Raw genomic sequence first — 26,951 nt, 5'->3', positions numbered from 1 at the left:
CTCCGGCCATTTGCGCTGGCTGCGCGCGCCGCGCGGTGAAACACGCCGGAACGGCGGACCGGGCGGGGTGATCGCGGCTAACTCTTGGGCAAACCCAGGCGGTCGGCGATGCCGTCCAGCAGACAGGCGAGAGTCCACGCGATGGGGTCGGCGGAACCCGTCAGCGTGCGCGCGTGCAACCAGCGCGCGAAGGCCGGATAGCGGTCGCCCGCGAGCAGGGTTTCGAGCACGGGCGCCGCGGCCGCGCCCAATTGCTCCTCGGTGTACAGGCCCGAGCGGGCGCGCATGCGCAGTTCCTCGGCCAATTGCAGCGCGGCGCCGAACAGGTGACCGTCGACCGCGCCGGTGACCATGGTCATGTCGTCGGCGGACAGGTTCAGGCCCTCCAGCAGGGCGAAGCGGAAATCGAAGTAGCGCAGCGCATTCGGGCCGAACGGCGGGCGGGTGTGGATCAGTTCGCCGAACCAGAGGTGCCGCCGGATCACCGACCAGGAGGACAGCGATAGTTGTTCGAGCTCGGTCCGCCAGTGGCCCGGCGTCTTTCGCCCGGCGATGTCGCGTTCGGGTAGTGGTATCTCCCCGTAGACGGCGTCGATCATGAGATCGACGAGGCCGTCCTTGCTGCCGACGTAGCGGTACAGCGACATGGGGGTGGACGCGCCGACCGCGGTGGCCACCCGGCGCATGGTGAGGGCACGGGCGCCCTCGGCGTCGGCGATCGTCATGGCGGCGGCCAGGATGCCGCCGCGGCTCAGCGTCGTCGTGGGCCGGCCCGGCGGTTCGGGCAGCGACCAGATGAGCGGTCCCGGCGCCGATGCGTCCTCGGGCCCACCCGTCGCCCGACCGCCACCCCTCAACGAATCGCTACGCGATGCTTCCTCCACGTGCACCTCCTTGCCAAGGATTCAAGCATGCGTGTACAACGTACACATGATGTACAACGTACACGCACATCGCGTTCTCATCGTCGGCGGCGGTCTGGCCGGGCTCAGCGCCGCCCTGTTCCTGCAGCACCAGGGCGTGCGGACCGTGCTCGTCGAACGCCGGCACACCACCTCGCCACAACCCAAAGCGCGGCGCATCAATATCCGGACCATGGAGATGTTCCAGCAGATCGGCATCTTCGACGCCGTCCTCGACGCGGCCCGCGACCTCGCCGACTACCAGTTCATGGCCGCCGGGCCCAGCCTCGCCGAAGCCACCCGGCTGCCGCACGCGCTACCCGGCGGCCTCCCCGACTGGGACGCCATTACGCCCGCGACCGCCTGCCTCTGCGCACAGGATCTGCTCGAACCGGTGCTGCGGCGGATCGCCGAGGACCGCGGCTGCGATATCCGATTCAGCGTCGAACTCACCGAATTCGAGGAGGACGCCGACGGCATCGAAGCCACGCTGCGCCGTGCCGACGGCAGCACCGAACTACTGCGGGCGGACTATCTGATCGCGGCGGACGGGGCCGGCAGTCCCGTGCGGCGGCGCCTCGGGATCGAGCGCAGCGGGCGGGGCACGCTCGGGCAGGCCGTCAACGTGTACTTCCGCGCCGACCTGTCGGAACTGGTGCGCGGGCGGGAATTCAATCTCTGCCAGATCGAGAATTCCAGCGTGCCGGGCGGTTTCGCCTCCATCGACGGCGCGCGGCGCTGGATCTTCATGGCGCGCGACGGCCTCGACCGGACCGCCGCGGAATGGGCGGACGCGTTGCGCATCGCCATCGGCGTGCCCGATATCGAGGTCGAGGTGCTGAGCGTAATGCCCTGGGAGCCGGGCATGTTCGTGGCCGACAGCTATCGGGCCGGACGGGTGTTCCTGGCCGGTGACGCCGCGCACGTCATGACGCCCTACGCCGCCGCGGGTGCCAATACCGGCATCGGGGACGCGCACAATCTCGCCTGGAAACTGGCCATGGTCCTGCGCGGGACCGGCGGGCCGGGACTGCTCGACAGCTATCACCGCGAACGGCATGCGCTCGGCTGGTACGTCGCCGACCAATCCAGCATCCGGACCGGGAATCTGCGCACCATGAACCAGCAGTCCACCGACGGCACACCGCTCGCCGACCCCATCGCGTTCATCCTCGGGCAGCGCTACGAGCAGGGTGCGGTCATCGGCGACGGGAGTTCGCACACCATGTCGCGACTGGATCTGGCGGGACAGCCCGGAACACGGGTGCCGCACTACCGGCTCGCGGACGGCCGTTCCACCCTCGACCTCATCGGTACCGATTTCGTCCTGCTCACCGGGCCGGACGGCGTGGTGTGGAAGGACGCCGCCGAACAAGTGCGACCCACACTCGAACATTTCCGGATGGACGAGAAATGGTGTGTGACGGCCGGTGTCGAAAACACCGGCGCGATCCTGATCCGGCCGGATCAGATCATTGCCTGGCGGACACCCGAGCTGCCCGCCGACCCCGCCCGGGTCCTGGCCGAATCGGTCGGCCGCATTCTCGACCTGCGATAACAGCGCGCGGCGCGGCTGATCCCGTGCCGGTAAACATATTTCGCGCGAATTTTCCCGGCGGCGGTGGATAGCATCGCGTTCGTGCGTCAGAATTCTGGGGGAATTTTCCGACTACGGCTGCTCGCGCTCCTTTCCGGAGTGCTCGGCTTCGTGCTCGCCATAGCAACGCCGCTACTGCCGGTCCGGCAGGACCGGGTGAGCCTCGATTGGCCGCAGCCGCAGTCGCTCCAGCTCACGGCGCCGCTGGTCGACTACGCACCGCTCGGCCTCGACCTGAGCATTCCCTGCACGGTCCTCCGCGATCTGCAGAGCGGGACCGTGATCGCCACGGTCCCGGCCCATGCGCCGGGCGCCGCCGACCAGGGCCTGATCGCCCGCATCGAGGACAAACCCGGCAGCGGCCGCACCTTGTCGGTCCTGCTTCGCAATACCCCGCTGCTCACCGCGTCGATCACCGAAATCTCCGGCGCCGGAACGATATCCGCGCCCGGCCTGAGCACCTTCCCCGGCCAGGCACCGGGCACCGCCACCGGCAGCAAACCGAGCAGAGACCTGTCCCCGGGCGGCGACAACCCGCCCACCGGCGACACTCAGCCGCGCGGCGACATTCAGCCCGGAGACAATCCTGCTGGTGGAACCACTCCGCCGCCAGGCAGTACTCCCCCGCCAGGCACTACGCCTCCGCCGGGTAGCACTCCTCCGCCAGGCACTACTCCCGCGCCGGGTAGCACTCCCTCGCCAGGCACTACTCCCCCGCCTGGCAGTACTCCCCCGCCGGGCGCCAATCCTCCGCCAGGCACCTCCCAGCCCGGCGCCACAGCGCCGTCCACCGCCATTTCCCCCAGCGCCGCACCACAACCGGGCGCGCCGACGGCGGAGTCCGGGGGCACTCCGGCGTGCGATGCACTTGTCGTGCACTCCACCGCCGACTCCACCACCGCCGAGCTGACCGGTATGAGCCGGCAGGACGGGACGCCGTTCCGGACCGTGGTGAACAAGGATGTACGGCCGCAAATCGTCGGTGTCTATACCGATCTGGATCGCGAGAAACTCGGGAATGCGCACCTGCACGCCGAAGTGGATGCGCGATTCTCGTCCAGTCCGAGCGTGCCGAAGCTGGCTGCGATCGTCGCGGCGGTGCTGTGCACGCTGGTGGCGTTGCTCTGCCTGCATCTGCTCGACACCACCGATGGCCGGCGATCGCGGCGGTTTCTGCCCGCGCGCTGGTGGCGGTTCACCGTCACCGATGCGATCGTGCTGCTCACACTGGGCATTTGGCATGTGATCGGCGCGAATACCTCCGATGACGGGTACATCCTCACCATGGCGCGGGTATCGCGGCATGCGGGGTATATCGCCAACTACTACCGATGGTTCGGCGTGGCGGAGGCGCCCTTCGGGTGGCCGGACGACATCCTCGCGCAGATGACGCGGGTCAGCGATGCCAGCCTGTGGATGCGGCTGCCGGCGCTGCTGTGCGCGGTGCTGTGCTGGTGGGTGATCAGCCGGGAAGTGCTGCCGCGCTTGGGCGCCCGGGTGCGTGCCAGCGGCGTGGCACGGTGGACGGCGGCGCTGGTGTTCCTGGCGTTCTGGCTGCCCTACGACAATGGTCTGCGGCCGGAACCGTTCATCGCGCTGGGCGCGCTGCTCACCTGGTGCTCGATCGAGCGCGCGATCGCGACCCGGCGCCTGCTGCCCGCGGCGGTCGCGGTGCTCATCGCGGCATTCTCGCTCGCGGCCGGTCCGAGCGGGCTCATCTGCGTGGCCGCGCTCATTGCCGGATCGCGGACCATTCTGCAGACCGCGATCGCCCGTGCGCGGCGCTATCCGGGGCGAAACTGGTTGAGCTACAGCGCAATGGCCGCACCCATCCTGGCGGCGGGCGTGCTCGTGCTGGTCGTCGTATTCGCCGATCAGACCCTCGCCGCGGAGCTGGAGGCGACGCGGGTGCGGCAGCTGATCGGGCCCGATCTGCAGTGGTACGACGAGGCGCAACGCTGGGAATCGCTGCTGGGGATGACCCCGGACGGGTCGCTGACCAGACGGTTCGGGGTGCTGGGCATGCTGTTGTGCCTGGGCGCCTGCGTTTCGGTGGCACTGCGCAAGGGCGGGCGGATTCCCGATGCCGCGCGCGGACCGGTCGCGCGGGTGCTCGGCATCGTGTTCATGTCGCTCCTGCTCATGATGTTCACGCCGACCAAATGGACCCACCACTTCGGTGTGTACGCCGGACTGGCCGGTGCGCTGGCCGCGGTGACCGCGGTCGCGGTGGGCAGCAATGGGATTCGCGCCCGCTACAACCGGTCGCTGTTCGCGGCGGCGGTGCTGTTCCTGCTGGGCGTGTGCTTCGCCGGGTCGGGCGGGTGGTGGTATGTGTCCGGGTACGGGATGGCGTGGCCGGACCGCGCGCCGATGCTGGCCGGGAAGAGCGTCGCCACATTGTTCCTGGTGCTGGCGGGGCTGTGCCTGCTGGCCGCCGTGTGTCAGTACTATCGCGAGCCGTATCTGAAGCGCCGGAGCGGCACGGCGACAGGGCCTTTCGATCGATTCGCGATTCGGCCGCTGACCCTTGCGGCAGCGCTGCTCGTTGTGTTCGAAGTGGGGTCGATGGCGCAGGCCGCGTACGTGCAGTACCCGGCGTACTCGGTGGCATTGTCGAATATCCGTACGCTCGCCGGGCATCCGTGTGCGCTGGCGGATGACGTTCTGGTGGAGACGAATACGGCCGATTCGCTGCTGCAGCCCTACACCGGGACGGCGGCCGACGGGCTCGCCGCCGAGAACACCGGATTCACGGCGAATGGTGTGGGCAGCCTCGCGCCGGACGCGGGCGGGCCCGGCGGCGGTGGCGGCGCGGGAGGTGGTGGCGATCAGCAGAATTCGGGTCCCCCGCCCGGCGGCGATCCGGGCGGACCGGGTGGCACTGCCAAACCCGAGCCGGGGATCAATGGCAGCACCGCGATGCTGCCGTTCGGCTTGGATGCGAAGCGCACGCCGGTCCTGGGCAGCTCCACGACCGGCGATCCACAGCCCGCCCGGCTCACCACCCAGTGGTATCGGCTGGATCTCGCTGCCGCCCAGCATGATTCCGCGTACCGGCTGCTCCTGCTGACGGTGGCCGGGCGGCTCGCCGGCGACAATGACCCGGACAGTTCCGGTGATCATCTGCGAATCGAGTTCGCCCACCGTGGCGACGACGGCACCGTCCAGTCCCTCGGCGATCTGACTCCGCCGACCGTCGGCGGAGCCCCGGCTTGGCGGAACCTGCCTGTTCCGTTGGATCGGATTCCCGCGCAGACCAATGCGATTCGGATCGTCGCGGATACCGCGGGGCTCACCGGCAAGCAGTGGCTGGCAGTGGTCCCGCCGCGCCTGCCGCGACTCGCCACGCTGAATTCGGTGGTCGGCGACCAGGACCCGGTGCTCACCGATTTCCAAGTGGGCCTGGCCTTCCCGTGCCAGCACCCGCTCGATCACAAGGACGGCGTAGCCCAGCTACCGACCTGGCGCATCCTCCCCGACAAGCTGAACGCCCAGGCCTCGGCGACCTGGCAGGACGAGGCCGATGGCGGTCCGCTCGGCTGGATGAACATGCTCCTCCAGCCGCACACTGTCCCCGCCTACCTCGACCACGACTGGACCCGCGACTGGGGTGAGCTGCAACGCCTCACCCCGGCCGTGGCCGCCCCGGCGGCACAGCTCACCGTGCGCGTCGAAAACCGCTGGGGCTGGGCCGGAGACGGACTGATCAAGGTCAAGTAGGTCAGTTCTGCGGTGGCTGACCACCGGCGGGCGGCTGTCCGCCACCCGGCGGCTGCTGCCCGGCGGGCGGTTGCGCGCCCGGGGGCAGTGGCTTGCCGATGTGCTGGGCCAGGTCGGGCAGCATGCGGTTGGCCACCTGCTCCCAGTTGCCCCAGTTGTGCACGCCGATGCTCGGGAAGTCGTAGGTGACATTGTCATCGCCCAGGTCTTGCAGGCGCGACTGGAAGGCCTTGGTATTGGCCAGGGCGATCCCCTCCAGCGGCATGCCCTGGATCACGGCGTCCGCCGAGGACAGATCCTGTTGCGCCGGAATCGCACTGCCCGCCGCGATGTAGAGGCGGGTGTGGTTGGCGACCAGTTGCGGCGCGAAACCGTACGGGTCCATCCGCCGCCACTTGTCGCTGTCGGCGGCCGCCATCGAATCGATGTTGTAGCCACCGGCCGCGAGCATGGCCATGCGCAGGGCTTCCCGCATGCCCGGCGCCGACATGTACAGGTAGCCGGACAGCGAACCGGCGTAATCGAACTGGTCCGGATGGTAAGCCGCCATGAGCAGCGCGGCACTGCCGCCACTCGACAGGCCGAACACGCCGTTACGGGAATCGCTGAAGCCCAGGCGATCTCGCAGCGCGGCACGCAGTTTCCGGGTCAGGAACGTCTCCCAGGCATAGGTGTACGTCTTGCCCGACTTCTCGTCCCATCCGGCGACCGCCGATCCGGAGTTCTGGCTCGGCAGCAAGGAGGGATCCGGATTGCTGCCGCCGAAGCTGCTCGGCTGATCCCAGTCCGCGTAGAAACTGGACTCGCCGCCGACCGGCATGACCACATTGATATTGAATTTGGTGAGCGCCGCCGGAATGCTGGTGTGCAATTCCCAGCCGTTGTAATCATCCTGAGCGCGTTCACCATCCAGCAGGTACACGACCCGATCGGTATTGCCGTCCGCCGCCCGGAAGATCCGTGATTTGATCGCCCCCATGCTGGAATCGACCCAGAAGTCGAATCCCGCCGCATCGACATCCGCCGCCGCCGGCCCCGCCACCGTCGCCCCGAACGGCAGCACCGCGGCCACGACGACGCCGACCAGCGTTCGTTTGAGCCATCCACCCCGGGATCCGTGACAGCGCTCCTGCGCCCCTCGCACAGCTACGCCACGCATATCCTGTTTTGGCCTTTCTCTTGTGCGGCCCACCCGCAGCCGCGTCTCCCCACGAAACCGCCACGCGCACAGGGCCGCGACGCTCGCCGTGCAGCATAACGCGCGGCAGGTACCCCGTCGCCCCAAAAGATCGACCTCGTTCAGCCCCCGGCGATCTCACCGCCCGCACGCGCCCCGAGCGTGAACACCGCGCTCCGCCCGCGCCCCTCCAACCGCCCGTCCCCCCAGCTGGCGCTCCCATAGGCATCCACGTCGATGGCATACTCACCCGCGGCCAGTTCGACGGGCAATTCCATTGCCGCCCAATCCCTCCCGTCCACCAGATCCAGGTAGACGCGCTGCGTCTCCACCCCCGGCACGACCAGGAACACCCGCGCGTACTCGAACTTCTTGTGCGCACCGGAATCCGGCGCCCACCGGATATCGACCGCCCGCCCCTCCGCGCACTCGACCGCGACCCGCAAGGGAACGAGCTCGGCCCAATGCTTCACGGCTGCCTCCTCGGGTGCATCTCACACCAGGCTGGCACGGTCCTCCGAACGCGGCAACACCACCCGGAACTCGCGGGCCACGCTCGCCGCGTACGCCAGCGCCAGGACATAGACGAGGACGTAGACGTTCTCCAGGATGGGTTCCGTATGCCAGGGTTTCGGTAGCAGGAAGACGCCGACCGAGGCGTAGTCGTCGTTCCAGCGGTAGGCCCAGGCGCCCGTTGCCAGGACGGTGCCGAAGACCGCGATCCACCAGTACCGCCGGGTCTGGGCTCGATGTACGAAGTGCACGATCAGCGGAACGAACCACACCCAGTGGTGGCCCCACGAGAACGGGGATACCGCACAGGATGTGAGACCGGCGACCGTGACGGCCAGGAGACGTTCGCCGCGGCGGTAGAGGGTCACGGTGAGCGCCAGGCTCGCTCCGGCGACCACACCCGCCACCACGATCCACAGACCGAGCGGGGCCGGACCGCCGAGCAGGTGCGCGATCGCGCCGCGGATCGATTGGTTGGCGGGGACATTGTCGTCGGCGATGCGCTGGGAGTCGAAGAATGTCGAGAACCAGTACTGCCGTGAGTCACCGGGCAGCACTAGCCAGGCCAGCGCGATGGTGGCGCACAACACCACCGTCGCGGTGGCCGCCGAACGCCATTGGCGCAGGGCCAGATACTGCACGATGAAATAGCCGGGGACGAGTTTGATCCCGGCCGCTACCCCTGCCCCGAAACCCCGCAGGGTGCTGTCGCGGGCCCGGCCGAAATCCCACAGCATCAGCAGCATCAGCACCAGATTGATCTGGCCGTAGAACAGGGTGGTTCGCACCGGCTCGAGAAAGACACACGACAATGCGAGCAGTGCGGCCGCGCCCGCCAGCCGGGCCGTCACCCGATAGCCCAGCATCCGCCAGGACTGCAGCACACAGGCGTACAGCACGCCCAGATTCACCAGCATCCACACATCGGTCAGCGACGCCGCCGGAACCACCAGGACCGGGACGAACGCAATGGCCGAGAACGGCGTGTAGGTGTACAGCAGTCCCGCCAGCGTCGGCTCCGTATACAGCGCCCGCCCGTGCAGAATTCGCGACGCACCGTCCCGATAGATGTGCACATCCAGCCCACCGGCCAGAAAACCCGCCTTGTCCAGCCACGGGTCGACCGTCGCGAAAACCAATATCAGCGCCGCTACCGCACTCACCGAAAGCATGAAAAACGTTGCCCTCGAACGTAACTCCAAACCCCTCACCTGATCCACAAGCCATCAGCCTACGGAAATGCGGGCCGGCGATCATGACCCGAGGTTCAGGGTGTTCCGGAGGACCTCGACGCTACCCTTGTCGATCATGATCCGAATAATCGTGATCGACGACGAGGCGCTGGTGCGATCGGGCTTCGAACTGATCCTGCACAAGGATCCGGATATCGACGTGGTCGCCACCGCGGACGATGTGTCCGCGCTCGCGGAAATCGATCGGCACCGGCCCGATGTCGTGCTGCTCGATATTCGGATGCCGCACATCGACGGACTCACGATTCTGCGCGAAATTCGACAGCGGGAACAGCCGCCCATCGTGGCCGTGCTCACGACATTCGACTCCGACGAATACGTCATGCAGGCCCTGCAACTCGGCGCGGCCGGATTCCTGCTCAAGGACACCGATCCGCGGCAACTGGCCACCCTGGTCAAGACCCTGGCCGCGGGCGGGGTCGTGCTCTCCCCCAGGGTGGCGCGCTCGGTCATCACCGGGTTCGCGGCCTCCGGCGCCGACGCGCGGGCGGTCGACGCGATCGCGCAACTGACCGAACGCGAGCGTCAGGTACTGGTGCTGGCCGCACGCGGCAGGTCCAATCCCGAGATCGCCGAATCCGTGCACATCAGCGTGGGCACGGTGAAGGACGACATCAGCGCGATCCTCGCGAAACTGGCGGTCGGCAGCCGGGTCGAGGCGGCCCTCATCGCGCAGCGGGCCGGGCTCATCGACGCTTCATGAGGCGGACGCGGCCACCCGGGGCAGGCGCAATTCGAGCCCGAAGCCGCCGTCGGCGCGCGGCCCGGCGGTCAGGGTGCCCTCGAGCAGTTCGGCCCGCTCCCGCAGCCCGCGCAGGCCGTGACCGCCGCTCGGCAGGCCCGATACGCCACCACTGCCCGCCGTATTGCGCACTACCACACTGACTTCCGACCGGTCACCGCCGAACTCCACCGTCACCGCCGCGTCGGGCGCGTACTTGCGCACATTGGTGAGACCCTCCTGAACGGTGCGAAAGATCGCGCGCTGCTCGGCGGCGGGCAGGTCCGTCGGCAGCTCCCCGCGGATCGAGACGTCGAGCCCGCTGTCCCGGATCAAGGCGGGCAGCTGGGTGACGGTCGGCTGCGGCGCCAGCCCGCTCGCCTCGGTGCCGGAGGCCCGCAGCACCGTCACCATGTAGCGCAGCTCGTCCAGGGTCTTGCGGCTGAGTTCACGCACGGTGGCCGCGGTCCGCTCGGTCTGCGCATCGGGGGCGTTCATCTCCAGTGCCCCCGCCTGCACCGCGATCAGGCTCACCTGATGCGACACCACATCGTGCATCTCGCGCGCCAGCTGCGCGCGGTCCCGGGCCAGCGCGGCCTGCGTATGCAGTTCCTCGCGCTCGGCCCGCCCGCGCACGATCTCGGCCAGCCGCTCCTGCACCTCGAGCCGCGACGCGACCAGCCGGCCCAGCAGGATCGGCGCCGACGCGAACATGAGATCGAGCATCAGATCACTGAGCAGCAGCCCGGGCCGTGCGTCCGGATCGACCGGGAAATGCCGCCAGAGCAGGGTTTCGGTATCCAGCGACCGCCAGACCAGAATCGCCACCGCAATAACCAGACAGGCCCCCACGACCCGAGGCCGTTTCGTATACCGGCCCACGTGGTACGCAGCGATCGCCGGCACCAACGGCGACAACCCAATCGCCACCGCGGGCAGATTGCAGGCGAACACCGCGACCGGAAACCGCCGCGCCGCCGGCGAACACAGCAGTCCGAGCCCCGACACGACGACCGCGGCCCGCGACATCTGGCCGCGCAGAATCCAGACATCCAGTGCCGCAACCACGATCAGCGCACCGGTGACCACCGCCTCCGGCGATCGAACCGCAGATTGCTGACGCATAGCTGCCGACAATACGACACACCGCTCCCGAACTGCGCCAAGCCCCTTCCGAATCGGATCCGGCCTCAGCGGCCGTTGCAATCCGGCCCGATCACCTGGGCCGGATCGGCCGCGTCGGCGCTGATGGAGGAGGGCCAGGGCGGGCCCACCGCATTGATCGCGTTGCGGGAGGCTTCATCGGGGGTGGCGCCGGCGGCGCCGGCGAACCGATTGCCGCGGAACGCTATTGCGCCGCAGCCGTCCATGAAGCGGAGGGCCACCGCGCAGCTGTCGCCGCCGCATTCGGTGACGGCGCGGTCGTCGGCGCCGCCCTGGTCCGGATAGTTCCAGCCGGCGCCGATTCGGTATCCGTCGCCCCGGAGGGCCGGCACCGCGTAGGCGCCGTACATGTGACCGTCGGGGCCCGGCTCGGCGGTCGCCGGGCCGATGCTTGCCGCCAGGAACGCGGTGGTGGCCGCCACGGCGGCGGAGGCTCGAAAGATCTTGCCTGTCAGCGACTCGGACATCGAAGCCTTCTCCCTGTTCGAGAACCGGTCCTCGACTTCGAATCGGTTCGAAGAAGTAGCAGGTTCGCCTAGCAGTAGCTGAAGACTCGTCCGTACGGACGCTACACCGCGCGCTCGGCGCCGGCAGCGACAATCCGGACAATCGCGTAATGACCGGCGGACAGGCGAAGGGCGGGCCTCCGGTGTGGGAGGCCCGCCCGTGTCGATCGTTCGTCAGTGCGCAGCGCAGCTGCCCGCGGCGCCGTTCACGTCGGTGACGACATTGTTCAAAAGCGTTGTCGCCGGGTCCAGGTTCTCGAGGGAGTACATCATGGCTCCGGCCAGGCCGTGGCAGTGCAGGTAATCGGACTTGGCCTGCACGGATTGGGTGGAGTCACCCGCCCACCAATTGGTGCCGTCGTAGAAATAGGCGGCTTGGGCGGTCGGGTCGTAGAAGGTATCGGACGGGTTGTCGACCACGCCCGAAAGTTCCTTGTACATACGGATTCCGGGGACATTGCCGGAGAGCGGAGCGCCGGGCGCCGGTCCGGTGGCGGTCTGGAAGAGGCCGTTGTTGCTGCCCGCCGGGACGCCGGTCCAGCCGCGGTAATAGAACGGGAAGCCCAGGGTCAGTTTGTTCGCCGGGAATCCGCCGGGGATGTTGTAGGAGCTGTCGCCGGTGGTCCAGGCGGTGACCGCCTCATCGGTGTTGTACTTCGCCGTCCCGGGCGGAATCGGGGTCATCGGGTCGTCCGGACGGCTGTAGAGGGGATCCTGGAAATTGGTCGGACCGGTCGCTTCCCAGCCGCCGTGCATGTCGTACGACATGAGATCGCCGAAATCCAGGTACTGGCCCAGATTATTGGTCTCGTAATTGACGATCTTGTCCTGACCGGCGGCCAGCGCGGCGGTCAAGGCGTAGTGCTTGTTGTCGGCCGTGCCCTGGGCGTCCAGCTCCGTGCGGAACTCGGACGCCAGCGCCGTGAAGTTCGCCTTGTCCGCGGGAGTCGCGTGATTACCGGTGTGACCGCCACCGCCGGGATACTCCCAATCCAGATCGAACCCGTCGAAGATGCCCGCACCGGTGCCCGCACCGCCGTATCCGTTCTGCGAGGGCAGATTTCCCTTCAGGAACATATCGACGCAGGAGGAGACGAACTTCTTGCGGGCCGGATCGCTCGCCGCGACATCGGAGAAGTACTTCGAATAGGTCCAGCCGCCCAGCGACAGCAGGACTTTGAGATTCGGATGCTTCGCCTTCAATTCCTTCAGCTGCTTGAAGTTCCCCACGATCGGGTCGTTCCAGGCATCGGCCGAGCCGTCGACGCTGCTCGACGCGTCGAACGTCTTGCCGTAATCGGCGTACGAATCGCCCGCGCCGTCACCGGCGTTCGGATTGTTGTCGTTCTGATCCGCCGCCTTGTTCGCCTCGAAGCACGTCAGGTTGGCCGGATCGATGTTCTCGAAGTCGTAGATCAGGTAGTCGAGCTTGTCGGCGATGCCTTCGGAGTCGACGTTCTTCAGGTAGAAGGCGTTCTCGTACAACGACCATTGGTCGTAGTAGGCGACCTTGATGCCACCGGACGCGGCGGCCGGCGCGGCGGCGGACGATCCCACCAGCGCCGTGGACGCGCCGATCACCACGGCCGCCATGGTCGCGATGAATGCCGTGAATCTTGCTGACGGCATGATTCCTCCTTACTTCCAGTCCACCTGCGGTGAGCGGTAGAAGTTGATGCCCTGCGCGGTCCAGATCGGACCCTGTGCGGCGAGCCGCTTCCGGTAGTCGTCCCAGTTGTGGGTCGCGGCCGGAGACCAGCCGATCTCGGCGATTCCGGCCAGGCGCGGAAAGGCCTGATATTCGATATCGGCGCTGGTGCGCAAGGTTTCCGACCAGAGCGGGGCCTCGACGCCGGCCACGCTGCTCTCCGGCACGCCCTGCAGCACGGTCGCGGGATCCCAGTCGTAGGCGTCCTTCACCTCGACATAACCCGCCCAGTGCAGGCCCAGCGGATCGTCCGGCGTGTATTTCATATCCAGATAGGCCTTGTCGGCCGGCGCCATCAGAATCTTGTTGCCGCGCGCGGCCGCCGCGGCGACATCGGCATTGGTCCGGGAGGTGTCCCAGTACTCCGGCACGGCCGAGACGGGCGGATTCGCCTCGACGATATTGTGCCAGCCCTGAATCTGCTTGCCGTACTCGGAAACCAGCGGCATCACCTTCGCGTAGAAGGCGCTGTAATCCGCGGCCGACGTGGACTTGGCCTCGTCACCGCCGATATCCAGATACGGGCCGGGGGTCAGCGCCGCCAGCTCGCGAATGACGTCCTCGACGAACTTGTAGGTGGTCGGGCTCGAGATGCACAGCGAGCTGTAGCCCACATCGATATCGGTGCGCGGCGGCACCGGTTTACCGTCGCAGTTCAGTTCGCCGTAGGAGGCTTGCGCGGCATTGGTGTGGCCGGGCATGTCCACCTCGGGCACCACCGTAATGTGGCGGGACGCAGCGTAATTCACGATATCCGTGTATTGATCCTGGGTGTAGAAGCCGCCCGGATCACCGTCGACCGCCGTCTTGCCGCCGATCTCGGTCAGCTGCGGCCAGCTCTTGATCTCGATGCGCCAGCCCTGATCGTCGGTCAGGTGCAGATGCAGGGTATTGATCTTGTACTGGGCGATCTGATCGATATAGCGCTTGACCTGATCGGGGCCGAAGAAGTGCCGGGCGACATCGAGCATGGCGCCGCGCCGCGCGAACCGCGGATAATCGAACACCGTGCCGCCCGAGACCGTCCAATCCTGTTGCTGCACCGACGATTTTCCGATCGCGGAGGGAAACAGCTGGCGCAGCGACTGCACACCCTCGAACAATCCGTCGGTTGTGTTGGCCTGCAGGGTTATTCCATCTTTGGCCACCGTCAGTTGGTAACCTTCACTGCCGAGCTGTTGATCGGCATCGCCCAGTTGCAGCGTGATCCCGGGCTTGGACGTGTCGTACCGATCCACCACGGGTATCGCGAATCCCGTTGCGGGGCGCAGCAGATCGCCCAGGTAGTCGGCCACGTCATGGGCTTGATACTCGGCGCGGATCACACTGTCCGCGGTCAGCGTGAAATTCGCGGCGGGATCGGGCCGCGCCTGCACGGGCGCCGGGACGATATCGGTGACCGCACGTTCGGTCGCCGGCGGATCGTCCGCCGCCGCGAAGCCCGCCAGGCCGGGTGGACCGAGCACCCACAAGCCCATGAGGGTTCCTAATACCAAGGGGGATAACAACTTCCACAAGATGCACCACCGATGCAGTGGGGGAGAAGAAGGATGGGCATCAGATTACGGGTGCACGGCCGGTCGGCCAATGCCGTTCAAGGCGCCCCCTGAAGATCACCAACCCCATATCGTATAGAGCCCCGGCACGGAATGTAGTTGAAATAGAGAAGCGAGTATTTTCTCATCCGAGTTAACACAGCCGTGCAGTCAATTTGTATATCACAGATGTGCAACGAGGCCTTGGGAGGCCATTTGTGCACATGTTCAACATGGTTCCTTGTCTGAGAAGAACCTTTAAAGTACCTGTTGAAACACTGTGCGGCGCTCGAGCTGAGGGGCAATAGAGCCGAGCGCGATCAACATGTTGGGAGTCACGTCGATGGACCAAGAAGTCCGTACCACCCCCGATGCCTCTGTGTTCCCGAGCGGACCGCTCGCGATAGATGAACAGGAGGCGAACCAAATATGCACGGTCGAGGTACCTATCGACTCCTTGGTACTGGCCGGCTCGCCACGCCTTATAGGGGAAGACGTGGCTCATATTCGCGCACTGGCGGAGACCGGCGAAACACTGCCGCCAATCCTGGTGCATCGGCCGACTATGCGGGTGATCGACGGCGCTCATCGCGTCGGCGCCGCACGATTGCGGGGGGATGAGAGAATCTCGGCGCGATTCTTCCACGGCACCGAAGCGGAAGCGTTCATTATGTCCGTGCAGATGAACATCACACACGGCCTGCCGCTGTCATTGGCCGACCGGAAAGCCGCCGCCGCCCGCATCATCGGAGAATGCCCGGAATGGTCGGACCGGGCCATCGGCGTGACGACCGGCCTCTCACACAAGACGGTCGGAGCGCTACGCCGTTCGACTGGGGTAGACACCCAGGCGAACATCCGCCTCGGCAGAGACGGCCGGCTGCATTCCTCGAGTACCGAGAATGGCCGGCGGCTCGCGAGTGAACTCATGACCCGCTCACCGGAAGCGCCGCTGCGGGAAGTCGCCAAGGCGGCCGGCGTATCGCTCGGAACGGCCCACGATGTGCGGCAGCGGCTGCGCCGCGGCGACGATCCGATTCCCGAACGGAAGCCGCGGAATTCGCCGGCCATCGCCCATGAACCCGAGCCGGCCCGGCGTTCCCCATTGCCGCCCCGTACGGCCGAGCGGATGCAGATCAAGGATCCCCGGCTGGTGATCCAGCGGCTGCGGGCGGATCCCTCGCTGCGGTTCACCGAGGCCGGTCGCGCACTGCTGCGCCGGCTGGACGTATACGCGGTCGCGAATACCGGACTCGAGACTGTCGTGGATGCCATGCCCGCTCACACCGTGACCCTGATCGTCGAGCTCGCTTATTTCCTCGCCGAGGATTGGCGCAGGTTCGCGGCGTATCTGGAACGCCGCGACGGTTGAAACGACCCCGGTTCCTGTCGGTGATGCCGACAGGAACCGGGGTACCGATGCAATTCGATTCAATTCGGGTGCAGTCCAACCCTCACCATTGAACGACCCGTGCAATCAGCGTTACTGGGTGACGAGCCGGCCCATCGAGTGGACTTCGTCCACATCCCCGCCGGTGATGAAAGACCAAGGGGCGGTGAAGAATCCGCTGTTGCCCCAGTTCGATCCCCACGAGTTCTCGATGGTGACGCCGTTCTCGTCGTAGGCGACGATCGTCACCTCGTGGCCACCGATGACGGTGTCGGACGGATCGGGGGTGTAGTTGTAGTTGCTGCTGTTCAGGTTCTCGAAACTCGACCGGACCTGGAATCCGATCGGCACCGGCATGCCCGCGGCGATCGACTGCTTGATATTGGACACCACGTCGCCCTGGGTCAGATCCTTGTCGCCGGAGAGCTGGTACTGCGCGGCATTCGCCCGCTCGGCGTCGGTGGGCTGGGTGGTGAAGTCGAAATCGCCCTGGTAGTAGTCGGACTTGGTGTCGATGCCCTGCTGTTCCTCCATCGGGAGGGCGACCGAGGCATAGGTGCCCTGATCGTTGCCCTTCGCGATCTGCGAGTAGATGTACATCGGGGCCATCGGGCCGCCGGTGATGTTCTGCTCGTTCATCAGCAGCCCGTAGCCGGTGTACCCGGTCGCCCAGGTCACGCACGAGCCGACGGAACCCTGATCTCCCGGGGAGATCGCGTACTGCTGCAGCGAGTACTCGGCCGGCGGTGCACCGACCGCGCCGACGCGGACCGGCAGCGCATTGCCGGAGCTGGTGTCCCGACCCTTGACGGCCTTCACCGCTTTCAGATCGAGACCCATGCCGTGGTGCGGAAGGTTGCCGCCGGGGGTGGTGGGCGTCGGGTCCGCGACCGCGAATCCCGCCGAGACGATTCCGACACCGACGACGAATGCCACTGCGGCGGGCAGGCATGAATAACGCATGTAATTCTCCTGGCTGTGATTATCGTCGCGAGATTGTGCGCGACGGATTCGATATTTCGCGCAATTCCCGGACCAGGCAAGAGCGTTCAAGGATGTTCAGCCCGTTCAAATGTTCATCGTTTTCCGTCACACCACGGGAAATTACGATCGATTCATTGCACAATTTCGCGTGAAAGGAAGTGCGCTGGTGCGACCGGAGTGGAAACTTCTCGGCTCGGCCCTCACCGCGGTGATGATCAGCCTGGCCCTCGTGCAGAGCAGTTCGATAGCCGATCCCCCGCCCGATGGGAAGGATTTCAGCGGCCGGCCCTCCGGGCTGCGGGTATCGACCGGACTGCCCGGCGTCCTCGAACCGCGCGAGGCGGCGACCGGGGCGCAGACCCTGCCCTACGCCCAGCAGGTGCAGGAATGGAATCAATGGTGCTGGGCGGCCGACGGTGCGTCGATCTCCGGATATCTCGGCTATTCGATCGACCAGAACGACTATTGCAAACTCGTGCACGGCGCGGGCGCCGACGGCACCTGCCCCAATGACAATGCGTCGCTCGAAGAGATCGCCGCCGCATTCGGCAAGATCGGATTCACGGCGAAGGTCGGCTCGCCGTTCTCGATGAAAACCATCTCCGACGAGATCACCGCGAATCACCCGATTCTCACCGGAATCGCCTGGGCCGCGGGCGGCGGGCACGCGCAGGTCATCTATGGCTATGACGCGGACGCGGGCACGATCACCTACGGGGATCCCTGGCCGACCTCCCAGCGGCAGGTCACGCAGACGCTGGCGTCGTACAGCCAGAACTCGGCGTGGACCTGGTTCGGCGAGGACTACAGAATCTCCAAGACGGAATGATCCGCCAGATACTCACTGCCGCAGTGTTTCTGGTCATCACGGGTCTGTGCGTACAGGTGTATGTGGCCGAACATCGGACCCGTGATCATCCGCTGCATTCCGATGCGGGGTGGATCATCGCCCCGGACGCCGACGCGGTCGATCGGGTGCTGGCTACCCCCGCGGCCGGGCAGCTCGCCGGATCCTTTCTGCGGTCGCAGAATCCGTTCGATCCCGGTTCCCCGTCGGCGTCGCTGCGGCGCGACGGGATACCCGTTCTCGTGTATGCCACGGATCCGAAATTCGCCGGCGGCGCCGATTCGACACTGCGCTCCGCGGGCATGCCGTCCTATCTCGCTGTGCCGGTGCACATCGGCGCGCGGTCCGGCATCGACATGCTGCAGCTCACCCCGAGCCCGCCGTACAGCCCGCAAGCCATTGCCACCGGCACCGAGGAGGCCGAGGCCGCTCGGGCCCTGACCCCCGATGCCCGGCTACTGCTGGATTATCCGTCGCACACCTGGTTCGGCTGGACCGAAACCCGTGTCACCGCAATCCGATCGAGCACCGACGGCGATCTGGCAGGGAAAGTATTCGACACCGGGCAGTTCAAGCAATGGCTGGCGTCGCGGTGACGTAAACATTTCGAGAGGATTGATCTCCCATGCGAATTCCCGGTCCTGTTACCGTATCCGCGCTATTGGCCATGGGCTTCCTGACCTCGGGCTCGGTGGCGCACAGCGGCACCCCGGTCGCGGACGTGAATTTGGCTGCCACCCAGGCGCATTCGGCCACCCCGCGCGCCGACGACCGCATCGCGCCACCCGGCGCCGCCCTGCCGCGAAAGGACGCGCCGCCACAGGCTGTCCCACCACCACAGGCCGCCCCGCCACGGCACGACGCACCGGCACCGCACAACGCGCCCGCACCGCACAACGCCCCGGCGCCACACGACGGGTCGCTGGGTATTCCGCAGATCGCGCTCGACGCGTATCACAAGGCCGCGCAGCAGCTGCAGTCCTCGACGCCGAACTGCGGCTTGACCTGGAACCTGTTGGCGGGCATCGGGAAAGTCGAGTCCAATCACGCCGACAACGGCCACACCGACGCGGACGGGACCACCGTCGGCACCATCTACGGTCCGGCGCTGGATGGTTCACTGCCGGGCAACGAGGTCATCAAGGCCAGTGACGGCGGCTATGTCCGGGCGATCGGGCCCATGCAGTTCCTGCCCGGCACCTGGGCGGTGTACGCCGCCGACGGGCGCGGTAACGGCCATCCCGATCCGAACAATGTCTTCGACGCCGCCCTGGCCGCGGGCAAATACCTGTGCTCGGGCGGACTCGACCTGCGCAACAAGGACCAAGAGCTGCAGGCGATCCTGCGCTACAACAAGTCCACGTCCTATGCGGACCAGGTGCTGAGCTGGTCTGTCGCCTACCAGGACGGCGGCACGTCCATCCAGGTGAGCAGCCCCGGCGGGACGGGACCCATGCCCGATGGCGCGGGGTCCAGCATGACGGTCGGCACCGCGGACGTGAGCGCTTCCACCTCCCCCGCCCCGCCGGGCACGACCGTCCCGGGGATGACGCCCGTCCCCTCGATCACGGCCCTGCCGGGAATCACCACCGCTCCCCCGCTGACGCCCGACCCGTCGAACTCCGGCACCACGGGGTCGGCGCCGGACCAGTTCAGAATCGACGTCTTCATCAATATCCCGGGCCTGCCGCCGATCCCGTGCGGGATCTTCTGCCCCGTACCCCCGGCGCAGCCGGATACGACCCAGGACGACCCCATCCCGGCGGCGCCGTCACCAACCCCCTTACCCACCACCACAACTCCGCTCCCCAGCACGACGGCGCTGCTGCCCACTACCACCACGCCCCTGCCCACTACCTCGAGTCCGCTCCCCACCACCACATCGACCACGCCGACGACAACGACGAGCACACCGACAACCACGCCCACGGCATCGAACCTGTCCGCACCGGAATCGCTTGTGCCGTCTTCGGATTCGGCGCCCTCCGCCACTCCTACCACCACAACGACTACACCCACCACCACAACGACCACCACAACAACAACGACAGCGCCCGTGCCGGCGGGTGCGGTTCGCCCTTACTGAATTGCCCCTGACACGACAAAAAGCCCGCGTACAGAATCTGTACGCGGGCTTTGTCCTGCGGGTCGATGCGCGGTAATCCGACTACGGGCCGACGGTGATCGGCTGGGTCGGGTCGGTGGCGTTGGTCAGCGCGAAGACGGCCGACACCGTGGCCGTGGTATTCGTCGGGCAGAGGCCGCCACCGGTAATCGAAACCGGCACCGTGACATTACTGGCCGACACCGTCGACGGGCTGCCGTTGGTGAAGGTTCCGGTGACGGAAACCGGCCCGTCCGGCGCGACCACGGCGACGCAATTCGCCAATCCACTGGTGGTAATCGTCAACCCGCCCTGGGGAATCATGAGATTGCCGGCGATCGAGGACCCGTTCTGCACCGAGACCGCCCAGTTGCCGGAAGTGCTCGCGGTCGCGGTGGTGCCCGGAATACTGCCCGAGCATCCGCTGACCGCCGGCGAGCCGATCGACACCGATACCGGGCCGTTCGAATTCTGGTTGTTCGGCGCGGCGGGCACCGAACCGGTCGCGGTGACGTTGTCACAGCTGGCAGTCACGATGCCGACGGTCGCGGTCACCGGTCCCTGGTTGGTGGCGGTGACGGCGGCTCCGGCGGGGCTGACCGTGGTCGAGCCCCCATCGGCCTGCGCCGGGCCGATAATCGTGACCGCGGCCGCCGCACAACCTACCGCGACCATTGACGCGCGCGCGAAAAACAGCTTGTCGAACATTATTTACTCCTTCAGAGCAATGCGAATGTGAACCAGACTGGACAGCCGATCCGACTGCCATTCAAGTTTCGATCGAAAGCTCCACCGCAGCAATGATGTTCAATTCTATTTCAGAAATACGCCGCGCGGTTCAGCGGCGGCCGAGAACCAGATCGATCAGATCCGGCGCCACCCCCAGATAGGTTTCGGGACGCAGTAATTCGCGGATTTCCTCGACGCCGAGATGATTGCGCACGGCGGCATTGGCGGCGAGAATCTCGGCGAGGGCGGTTCCGGTTTCCTCGGCCTCGAAGGCGGCGGTCTGCAGCACCTTCTTCGATTCCGTGCGGCCCAGCAAGGGCGAGAGACGGATCGAGAGACGTTCGGCCATCACCTGGCCGTGACTCGACGCCAGGGTGCGGCTCATGCGATCCGGATCGGCCCGCAGTCCCGCGGCGAGTTCGGCCGCGGTGTACGCGGATCCGCCGACCAGCAGCAGGATCTCGCGCAGCGGCTGCCATTCGGCGTGCCAGGCGCCGGGCGAGCGCTCGTCCTCGGCGGGCATGGCGGCGAACAGGGTGGCCGCCAGGGCCGGCACCTGCAGCGCGGCGGTGCGGATCATGGTGGCCAGCACGGGATTCCGCTTCTGCGGCATGGCCGACGATTCACCGCGGCCCGCCGCGGCCGGTTCGGATACCTCCATCACCTCGGTGCGGGATTGGGAGATCACATCGACGGCGAACTTACCGAGCGCACCCGAGGTCGTGGCCAGTGCGCCCGCCAGATCGGCGATCGGCGTACGGACACTGTGCCATGCGGAAACCGGTTGCGCCAGGGACAGTTCCGCCGCCAATTCCCCAGTCAGGCGGGCGTGGATCTCGGTGGCGCTCGCGGTGGCGAGCTCGCCGTCGCTGCGGCGGGCGCACTCGATGTAGGACGCGAAAGTGCCCGCGGCGCCGCCGAGTTGCACGGGCAGTCCGTCCCGCACCCGCAACAGCCGGTCGGCGCCGTCCAGCAGGCCCTGGATCCAGCTCGCGACCCGCGCCCCGAAGGTGGTCGGCACGGCGTGCATACCGAGCGTGCGGGCGGCCAGGAGCGTGTCGCGGTGCCGGTCCGCCAGGCCGGTCAGGCCGTGCACGCTCGACTCCAGGTCGTCGATGATCGCCGTCAGCGCACGCGCGGCGATCAGCATGGCCGCGGTATCGAAGATGTCCTGACTGGTCGATCCCCAGTGCACCAGCCCGGCGCTGTCGGGATCGACCTCGGCCACCACCCGCTGCAGTTCCTGCACGAACGCCACCACCGGATTGGCCGCGCCGCGCGAGGCCCGCGCCAGCGCGCGGGCATCGAACCGGTGCGACCGCACCGCCAGATGGATCGGCCCGACGACATCGGCGGGAATGATCCCCAGCCGGGCCTGCGCCCGCGCCAGCGCCAGTTCCACCTCGAGCATGGCCTCGATCCAGGCGTCGTCGGACACCAGGTCCTCGACGGGGGCGCCGGCCCGGACCGGGGACAGCAAGCCACTATCCGAATACATCGACGGGGTCCTTTCGCTGGAGTACGCCGCCGGTGTCCCGATGTGCGGCGAGGATGGCGCGGGCGATGCTGTCGTTGTCGGACAGGGTCACCGAGTTCACGCCCGGGCGCGGACCGGCCGCGGTCACCCAGTGCACGGCCTCGGTGGGCACCCCCACCGCGAAACGCCGCGGATGCGGGCGGCCCGCGGCATCCAGGACCGCGTGCGAGTCGCGGGCCACGTCCAGGCCGCCGGTCGGATAGCGGCGGCCGTCCGGATCGGACAGCGTGAAGCCGCGAATCCGGTTGCTCCGCAGCAGATTACGCATGAGCGCGTCACCGGTGGCGCCGAGATCCGGTTCGGGCAGCCGCGCGTCGATGAGCGTCTCGCCGGTCACGGTGGAGCCATCCACCATCGGGGAGTCCGCCACGAAACAGCCCGCGGCGGAGTCGAGCCGGACCCGCATGCCCGGTCCCACGATCCGCACCACGCCCGCCCGGATCAGCGCCGACAACTCGGCGATGCGGGTGGCCGGCGGCCCGATCGACAGGAAGGCGTTCAACGGCGTGTACCAGCCGTCGAGGTCCTCACGGTAGGAGCGCCCGGTGATGCCGCCGTGGTCGACGATCAACCGGATCTCGTTGCGCAGATCGCGCAACACGTCCAGCGCCGCCTTGACCGGGCCGTGCACATTGCCGAGCCGGGCATTGCGCACATCGGCCTCCAGGTAGCCGATCAGCCACTCGTGGAACCGATCCACGCCGCCGAAGCGCCGACCCCCGGTAGGATCGCCGAGCACGGCCCAGTCCCACCGCTGCGCGGCCGGGATCCGGTATTCGGCGAGGACGTCCGCGGCCGTCCGCTCGGTCGGCGCCTCGAGGTACCGCCGGCGGAAATCGCGCAGCTCCCGCGGGCTGACGCGGTCGGTGACGAGCAGACCGTAATAGACGGCCTCCACTTCCCGCGCCACCAGCGGCCAGACGTCGCGCCGGAAGGAAAGATCACCGAAATGCTCTGCCCGCCAGCGCAGTTCGGCGATCCGGGCGGGATCGAGCAGCGTCGGCACGTGCCGCTCCTCGATGGCCTTCTGATTCTCGCCGCGCGCGTGATGCGGTACGCCACGCCGGGATCCGGCCACGATCAACGGCTCCCGGCCGGAGGGAATGTATTCCAGCACCCCTTCCTGCTGGGTCTCCTTGAAGCAGCCGCCACGGCCCACGGTCAGCAGCGCGGCGTAATCGAAGAAGGTGAGGCCGAGCCCGCGCACGATGGTGACGGACCCCTCCGGCACCCGGTCCACGTCGACGTCGGCGGCGTTCACCGGCGCGATGTGCAGCAGGCCCGGGCGCGGGCCCACCGTGGCGACCGGTCCGGCGTCGTCGGCCGGTTGCAGATGCCCCTGGGCCAGCACGACGGCGTGCAGCCCGCCGATCCGCTCGCCGGTACTGAGCGTCAGCTCCTGCAGGCCCGATTCCTCGTCCCGCAGATCGGTGGCGGTGGCGGTGATCTCGTGGATCCGCAGCCACGGCGAGTACCGGTCGCGAATGTGCTCGTAGGCCCAGCGCAGGTAGTGGCCGTAGAAGGCACGGGTGGGGTACGTGTTGGGGGCGGTGCGCCGGGCCTCCGCGTACATATCGGCGGGCAGGTGGGCGAAGTTGCCGATCTTCGCCAGGAAACTGGCCCATTCGTACAGGCTGGGGCCCGGCGCCACGGGGCCCTCCATCGCCACGCTGTCGTCGGTGAAGATCGTGACCTGTGCCGCCACGGTATTCATCAGCAGATGTCTGGATTGATCTGTGCGCCAGACGGATCCGGTGCCGACCTGGGTGGAGTCCACGAGATGGATCTCCGCGCCGGGACGGTCGCCGTCCCGGCGCAGGTTGGCGCAGATCCGCTCGAAGAAACTCAGCCCGCGCGGGCCGACACCGACCACGGCGAGGCGCAAGGGGTTGTGACTGGACACGATGTCACCTTCAGGACTGTTGGACGGCAACCTTGTCGATCTGCGGTTCCGCTACGGGCTCCGCGGCCTCGCCGCGCGTACTGACGGTGCGCAGGGCGGTCACCGCGCCGAGGGCGGCGATGATGCCCGCGAACAGCAGCGCACGCCGGAAGCCGGCCGTCATCGCATCGAGCGGCAGATGCCCCTGCGCCAGCTGACTGTCGGTGCGGGACACCGAGATCGCGGTCAGTATCGCCACACCCAGGGCCACACCGATCTGCTGCGCGGTATTGAGCAATGCCGCCGCCAGCCCGGCCTTGTCCGCTGCCACGCCCGCATTGGCGGCGGTCGTATTGGCGACGAACACCGCCGCCGAACCGGCCGCCGTGATCATCAGACCGGGCAGCAGATCCTGCACATACGAACCGTGCGTGGGGATTCCGGAGAGCAGCAGGATGCCGAAACCGGCCACCGCGGCGCCGACGACCGTGACCGGCCGGGTGCCGAAGCGGGGCACCAGCTTGGTCGTGAGCCCGGAGACCACGATGATGGTCGCGCTGAACGGCAGATACGCGCAGCCCGCCTTGATCTCCCCGTAGCCGAGCACCGACTGGGCGTAGAGCGTGACGAAGAAGAACAGCGACATCATGCCCGCGGCCACCAGCATCTGGGTGAGATCGGCGGCGGCCAGCCCGCGGACGCGGAAGATCGACAGCGGCACCAGCGGATTCGAGATCCGGTGCTCGTTCAGCACGAACCCGGCCAGCAGCGCCGCGGCCAGCAGCAGTTCGAGCACGGTACGAGCGCTGGACCAGCCCCGGTCCGGAGCCTCCACCAACGCGTAGACCAGCAGCATCAGGCCGCCGGTGGCCAGCACCGTGCCGAGCACGTCGAAACCGCGCCGCACCTCGTTGTGCCGGTCGCTCGGAATCAGCAGCGGAATGGCGAGCAGCAGCAGCGCCGCCACCGGGGTGTTGACGAAGAACACCCACCGCCAGCCGGGACCCTGGGTGATGACGCCGCCCAGCACCAGACCGGACGCCGCGCCCAGACCGCCGACGCCGCCCCAGACGCCCAGCGCGGTGCTGCGGTCGGAGCCGTGCCGGAAGCTGGTGGTCAGGCTGGACAGCGCCGCGGGCAGCATGAGCGCCGCGCCGATGCCCTGCGCGAAGCGGGAGCCGATCAGCAACTCGCTGTGATGCGCGAAGCCCGCTGTGGCGGAGGAGATTCCGATGATCGCGGTGCCGGCCATCAGGATGCGGCGGCGCCCGAGCAGGTCGGCCAGCCGCCCGCCCAGCAGCATGAGGCCGCCGTAGGTGAGCAGATAGCCGGTGGTGATCCACTGCAGCGTGGTCACCGACAGCTTCATCTCGCGCTGGATCGCCGGCAGTGCGAGATTGACGATCGAACTGTCGACGAAGTCGAGAAACGCTGCCGTGCAGAGCAATATCAGGGTGAGTTTGCCGCGTCTGGTCGCGAGGAACGACGGCTCCTCCGTGATCGTGGACATCTATTTCTCTCTTTCCCATTCGAGGAGCGTGAGCCCGACCGCCATACCGCCGCCGAAGCCCATCAGCAGCGCCTTCTCGCCGGGATGCAGTGCGCCCGAACGGGATGCGTGATCGAGGGTGATCGGTACCGACGCCGCGCCCGTGTTCCCGAATCGGGTGACGGTGGTGTGCAGCGCGGCATTCGGCAATCCGAGATCCTGTTCGAGCTGCGCCAGCATGACCCCGTTGGCCTGATGCGGAATCAGGTGCGCGATATCGTCGGGAGCCACGCCGCAGTCGTGCAGGAATTGCTTGACCAGCAAGGGCAGCCGGTCCGCCACGAACTCGCGAACCCCGCGGCCGTCCATGGTGAAGTACTGCGCACCCAGCGCGTGCGCGGCCGGGTCCAACGGCCGGCGGCTGCCGCCGCCGGGCACCTGGATCATCGAGGTGAATTCCCCGAAGGTGTGCAGATCCGAGCGTTCGATACCGCCCCGGGCGGCCGGGCCGAGCACGACCGCGCCCGCGCCGTCGCCGAACAGCACCACCGTGCGGCGATCGGCCGGGTCGAGAATCCGCGAGTAGACATCGGCGCCCACCACCAGCCCGTACCCGCCGCCCGCGCGAGCCAGCGCGGCCTCCACCGTGGACAGCGCGAAGACGAAGCCGGAGCACACCGCGTTCACATCGAACGCCGAGGCGTCGTGCGCCGACAGATTGTGCTGCACGAACGCCGCGGTCGGCGGCTGCGGCTGATCGGGCGTCGAGGTGGCGACCACGATGGTGCGCAACTCGTGCGCGCCGATGCCCGCGGATTCCAGGGCCGCGGCGGCGGCCTCGGTCGCGAGATCCGAAGTGGCCTGGCCGGAATGGGCCCAGCGGCGTTCCCGGATCTCCGTCTTGCGGATGATCCATTCGCTGTCGACGCCGGCCCCGGCGGCGACTTCCTGATTCGATACCCGGCGTTCCGGTACATAGGATCCGGTGCCGAGCACGGCGATTCGTGTCATTCGAGAGTCCCCCGTCCGGGCCCGCGGTCACGGGTGACCACGTATTCGGCCATGGCGCAGCCGCAGTAGCAGACGGTGAATCCCTCGGCGGGGCCGGAAGTCCGGGCCAGGTCCTCCGCCGGCGCGAGGGAGACGAGCGACTGCCGCAGCAAGTCCGTCAGCTGAGAAGAAGAGCGCAT

The 26,951-nt window shown here is 67.5% G+C and carries 22 protein-coding genes; 7 read left to right on the top strand and 15 right to left on the bottom strand.

The window, feature by feature from the left end; all coding sequences use genetic code 11:
- Positions 1 to 77: 77 nt before the first annotated feature.
- Positions 78 to 884: a TetR/AcrR family transcriptional regulator gene (locus tag ACH438_RS24250; RefSeq protein WP_397008886.1), complete on the bottom strand. Its 807-nt coding sequence runs from the start codon at positions 882 to 884 to the stop codon at positions 78 to 80.
- 46 nt (positions 885 to 930) lie between these two features.
- On the opposite strand from ACH438_RS24250, the gene ACH438_RS24245 reads away from it, so the two are divergent.
- Both ACH438_RS24245 and ACH438_RS24240 read left to right on the top strand, forming a co-directional pair.
- Entirely contained in the window at positions 931 to 2,460 is a 1,530-nt protein-coding gene (locus tag ACH438_RS24245) for an FAD-dependent monooxygenase (protein ID WP_397008884.1), read from the top strand.
- An 81-nt stretch (positions 2,461 to 2,541) separates the two neighbouring features.
- Entirely contained in the window at positions 2,542 to 6,222 is a 3,681-nt protein-coding gene (locus ACH438_RS24240; RefSeq protein ID WP_397008882.1) for an arabinosyltransferase domain-containing protein, read from the top strand.
- A 1-nt stretch (position 6,223) separates the two neighbouring features.
- On the opposite strand, the gene ACH438_RS24235 is transcribed toward ACH438_RS24240, so the two are convergent.
- The 3 genes from ACH438_RS24235 to ACH438_RS24225 all read right to left on the bottom strand — a co-directional run bounded on the left by ACH438_RS24235 (position 6,224) and on the right by ACH438_RS24225 (position 9,075).
- Entirely contained in the window at positions 6,224 to 7,381 is a 1,158-nt protein-coding gene (locus ACH438_RS24235; protein ID WP_397008880.1) for an alpha/beta hydrolase, read from the bottom strand.
- Positions 7,382 to 7,521: 140 nt separating this feature from the next.
- A complete protein-coding gene (locus tag ACH438_RS24230) occupies positions 7,522 to 7,872 on the bottom strand; it encodes a hypothetical protein (protein WP_397008878.1) in 351 nt (116 codons plus the stop codon).
- 21 nt (positions 7,873 to 7,893) lie between these two features.
- Positions 7,894 to 9,075 (bottom strand): glycosyltransferase 87 family protein, encoded by a 1,182-nt coding sequence (locus ACH438_RS24225; protein ID WP_397008876.1) that lies wholly within the window; start codon positions 9,073 to 9,075, stop codon positions 7,894 to 7,896.
- 145 nt (positions 9,076 to 9,220) lie between these two features.
- Between ACH438_RS24225 and ACH438_RS24220 the strand changes: the two genes are divergently transcribed.
- Positions 9,221 to 9,868 carry a response regulator gene (locus ACH438_RS24220; protein WP_397008874.1) on the top strand — a complete coding sequence of 216 codons (648 nt, stop codon included), beginning with the start codon at positions 9,221 to 9,223 and terminating at the stop codon, positions 9,866 to 9,868.
- On the opposite strand, the gene ACH438_RS24215 is transcribed toward ACH438_RS24220, so the two are convergent.
- The 4 genes from ACH438_RS24215 to ACH438_RS24200 all read right to left on the bottom strand — a co-directional run bounded on the left by ACH438_RS24215 (position 9,863) and on the right by ACH438_RS24200 (position 14,742).
- Positions 9,863 to 11,011 carry a sensor histidine kinase gene (locus tag ACH438_RS24215; protein ID WP_397008872.1) on the bottom strand — a complete coding sequence of 383 codons (1,149 nt, stop codon included), beginning with the start codon at positions 11,009 to 11,011 and terminating at the stop codon, positions 9,863 to 9,865. The genes ACH438_RS24220 and ACH438_RS24215 overlap by 6 nt on opposite strands.
- A gap of 65 nt (positions 11,012 to 11,076) precedes the next feature.
- Positions 11,077 to 11,517, bottom strand: coding sequence for a DUF4189 domain-containing protein (locus ACH438_RS24210; protein WP_397008870.1), 441 nt, complete (start codon positions 11,515 to 11,517; stop codon positions 11,077 to 11,079).
- Positions 11,518 to 11,730: 213 nt separating this feature from the next.
- Positions 11,731 to 13,185 (bottom strand): glycoside hydrolase family 18 protein, encoded by a 1,455-nt coding sequence (locus tag ACH438_RS24205; protein WP_397008868.1) that lies wholly within the window; start codon positions 13,183 to 13,185, stop codon positions 11,731 to 11,733.
- Positions 13,186 to 13,194: 9 nt separating this feature from the next.
- Positions 13,195 to 14,742, bottom strand: a complete 1,548-nt coding sequence (locus ACH438_RS24200; protein ID WP_397008866.1) for a beta-N-acetylhexosaminidase — start codon at positions 14,740 to 14,742, stop codon at positions 13,195 to 13,197.
- A gap of 553 nt (positions 14,743 to 15,295) precedes the next feature.
- On the opposite strand from ACH438_RS24200, the gene ACH438_RS24195 reads away from it, so the two are divergent.
- On the top strand, positions 15,296 to 16,171 hold the full coding sequence (locus ACH438_RS24195) for a ParB/RepB/Spo0J family partition protein (RefSeq protein ID WP_397008864.1): 876 nt from the start codon (positions 15,296 to 15,298) through the stop codon (positions 16,169 to 16,171).
- A gap of 111 nt (positions 16,172 to 16,282) precedes the next feature.
- Here the strand turns inward: ACH438_RS24195 and ACH438_RS24190 are convergent, their stop codons facing one another.
- Positions 16,283 to 17,152, bottom strand: a complete 870-nt coding sequence (locus ACH438_RS24190) for a C1 family peptidase (RefSeq protein WP_397008862.1) — start codon at positions 17,150 to 17,152, stop codon at positions 16,283 to 16,285.
- Between the two features lie 169 nt (positions 17,153 to 17,321).
- On the opposite strand from ACH438_RS24190, the gene ACH438_RS24185 reads away from it, so the two are divergent.
- From ACH438_RS24185 to ACH438_RS24175, 3 genes are read left to right on the top strand one after another with little or no spacing between them, the layout of a single operon-like run.
- On the top strand, positions 17,322 to 18,002 hold the full coding sequence (locus ACH438_RS24185) for a papain-like cysteine protease family protein (protein WP_397008860.1): 681 nt from the start codon (positions 17,322 to 17,324) through the stop codon (positions 18,000 to 18,002).
- On the top strand, positions 17,999 to 18,616 hold the full coding sequence (locus ACH438_RS24180) for a hypothetical protein (protein ID WP_397008858.1): 618 nt from the start codon (positions 17,999 to 18,001) through the stop codon (positions 18,614 to 18,616). The genes ACH438_RS24185 and ACH438_RS24180 overlap by 4 nt, the downstream gene beginning before the upstream one ends.
- Positions 18,617 to 18,645: 29 nt before the next feature.
- On the top strand, positions 18,646 to 20,106 hold the full coding sequence (locus ACH438_RS24175) for a lytic transglycosylase domain-containing protein (protein ID WP_397008856.1): 1,461 nt from the start codon (positions 18,646 to 18,648) through the stop codon (positions 20,104 to 20,106).
- 81 nt (positions 20,107 to 20,187) lie between these two features.
- Here ACH438_RS24175 and ACH438_RS24170 read toward each other — a convergent pair whose 3' ends face one another.
- The 6 genes from ACH438_RS24170 to ACH438_RS24145 all read right to left on the bottom strand — a co-directional run bounded on the left by ACH438_RS24170 (position 20,188) and on the right by ACH438_RS24145 (position 26,951).
- A complete protein-coding gene (locus tag ACH438_RS24170; protein WP_397008854.1) occupies positions 20,188 to 20,832 on the bottom strand; it encodes a hypothetical protein in 645 nt (214 codons plus the stop codon).
- Positions 20,833 to 20,962: 130 nt separating this feature from the next.
- Entirely contained in the window at positions 20,963 to 22,351 is a 1,389-nt protein-coding gene (locus ACH438_RS24165; RefSeq protein WP_397008852.1) for an adenylosuccinate lyase family protein, read from the bottom strand.
- Positions 22,338 to 24,293 (bottom strand): FAD/NAD(P)-binding protein, encoded by a 1,956-nt coding sequence (locus tag ACH438_RS24160; protein WP_397008851.1) that lies wholly within the window; start codon positions 24,291 to 24,293, stop codon positions 22,338 to 22,340. The genes ACH438_RS24165 and ACH438_RS24160 overlap by 14 nt, the downstream gene beginning before the upstream one ends.
- A gap of 10 nt (positions 24,294 to 24,303) precedes the next feature.
- Positions 24,304 to 25,782, bottom strand: coding sequence for an MFS transporter (locus ACH438_RS24155; protein ID WP_397008850.1), 1,479 nt, complete (start codon positions 25,780 to 25,782; stop codon positions 24,304 to 24,306).
- Positions 25,783 to 26,772 (bottom strand): 3-oxoacyl-ACP synthase III family protein, encoded by a 990-nt coding sequence (locus tag ACH438_RS24150; protein WP_397008848.1) that lies wholly within the window; start codon positions 26,770 to 26,772, stop codon positions 25,783 to 25,785. It lies immediately after the preceding gene.
- Positions 26,769 to 26,951 carry a hypothetical protein gene (locus tag ACH438_RS24145; protein ID WP_397008846.1) on the bottom strand — a complete coding sequence of 61 codons (183 nt, stop codon included), beginning with the start codon at positions 26,949 to 26,951 and terminating at the stop codon, positions 26,769 to 26,771. The genes ACH438_RS24150 and ACH438_RS24145 overlap by 4 nt, the downstream gene beginning before the upstream one ends.

Source organism: Nocardia sp. NPDC020380 (assembly GCF_044386975.1).
Lineage (GTDB): Bacteria > Actinomycetota > Actinomycetes > Mycobacteriales > Mycobacteriaceae > Nocardia.
Note: the sequence above shows the minus strand (reverse complement) of the source record. Positions and strands in the feature narration are given on the sequence as shown.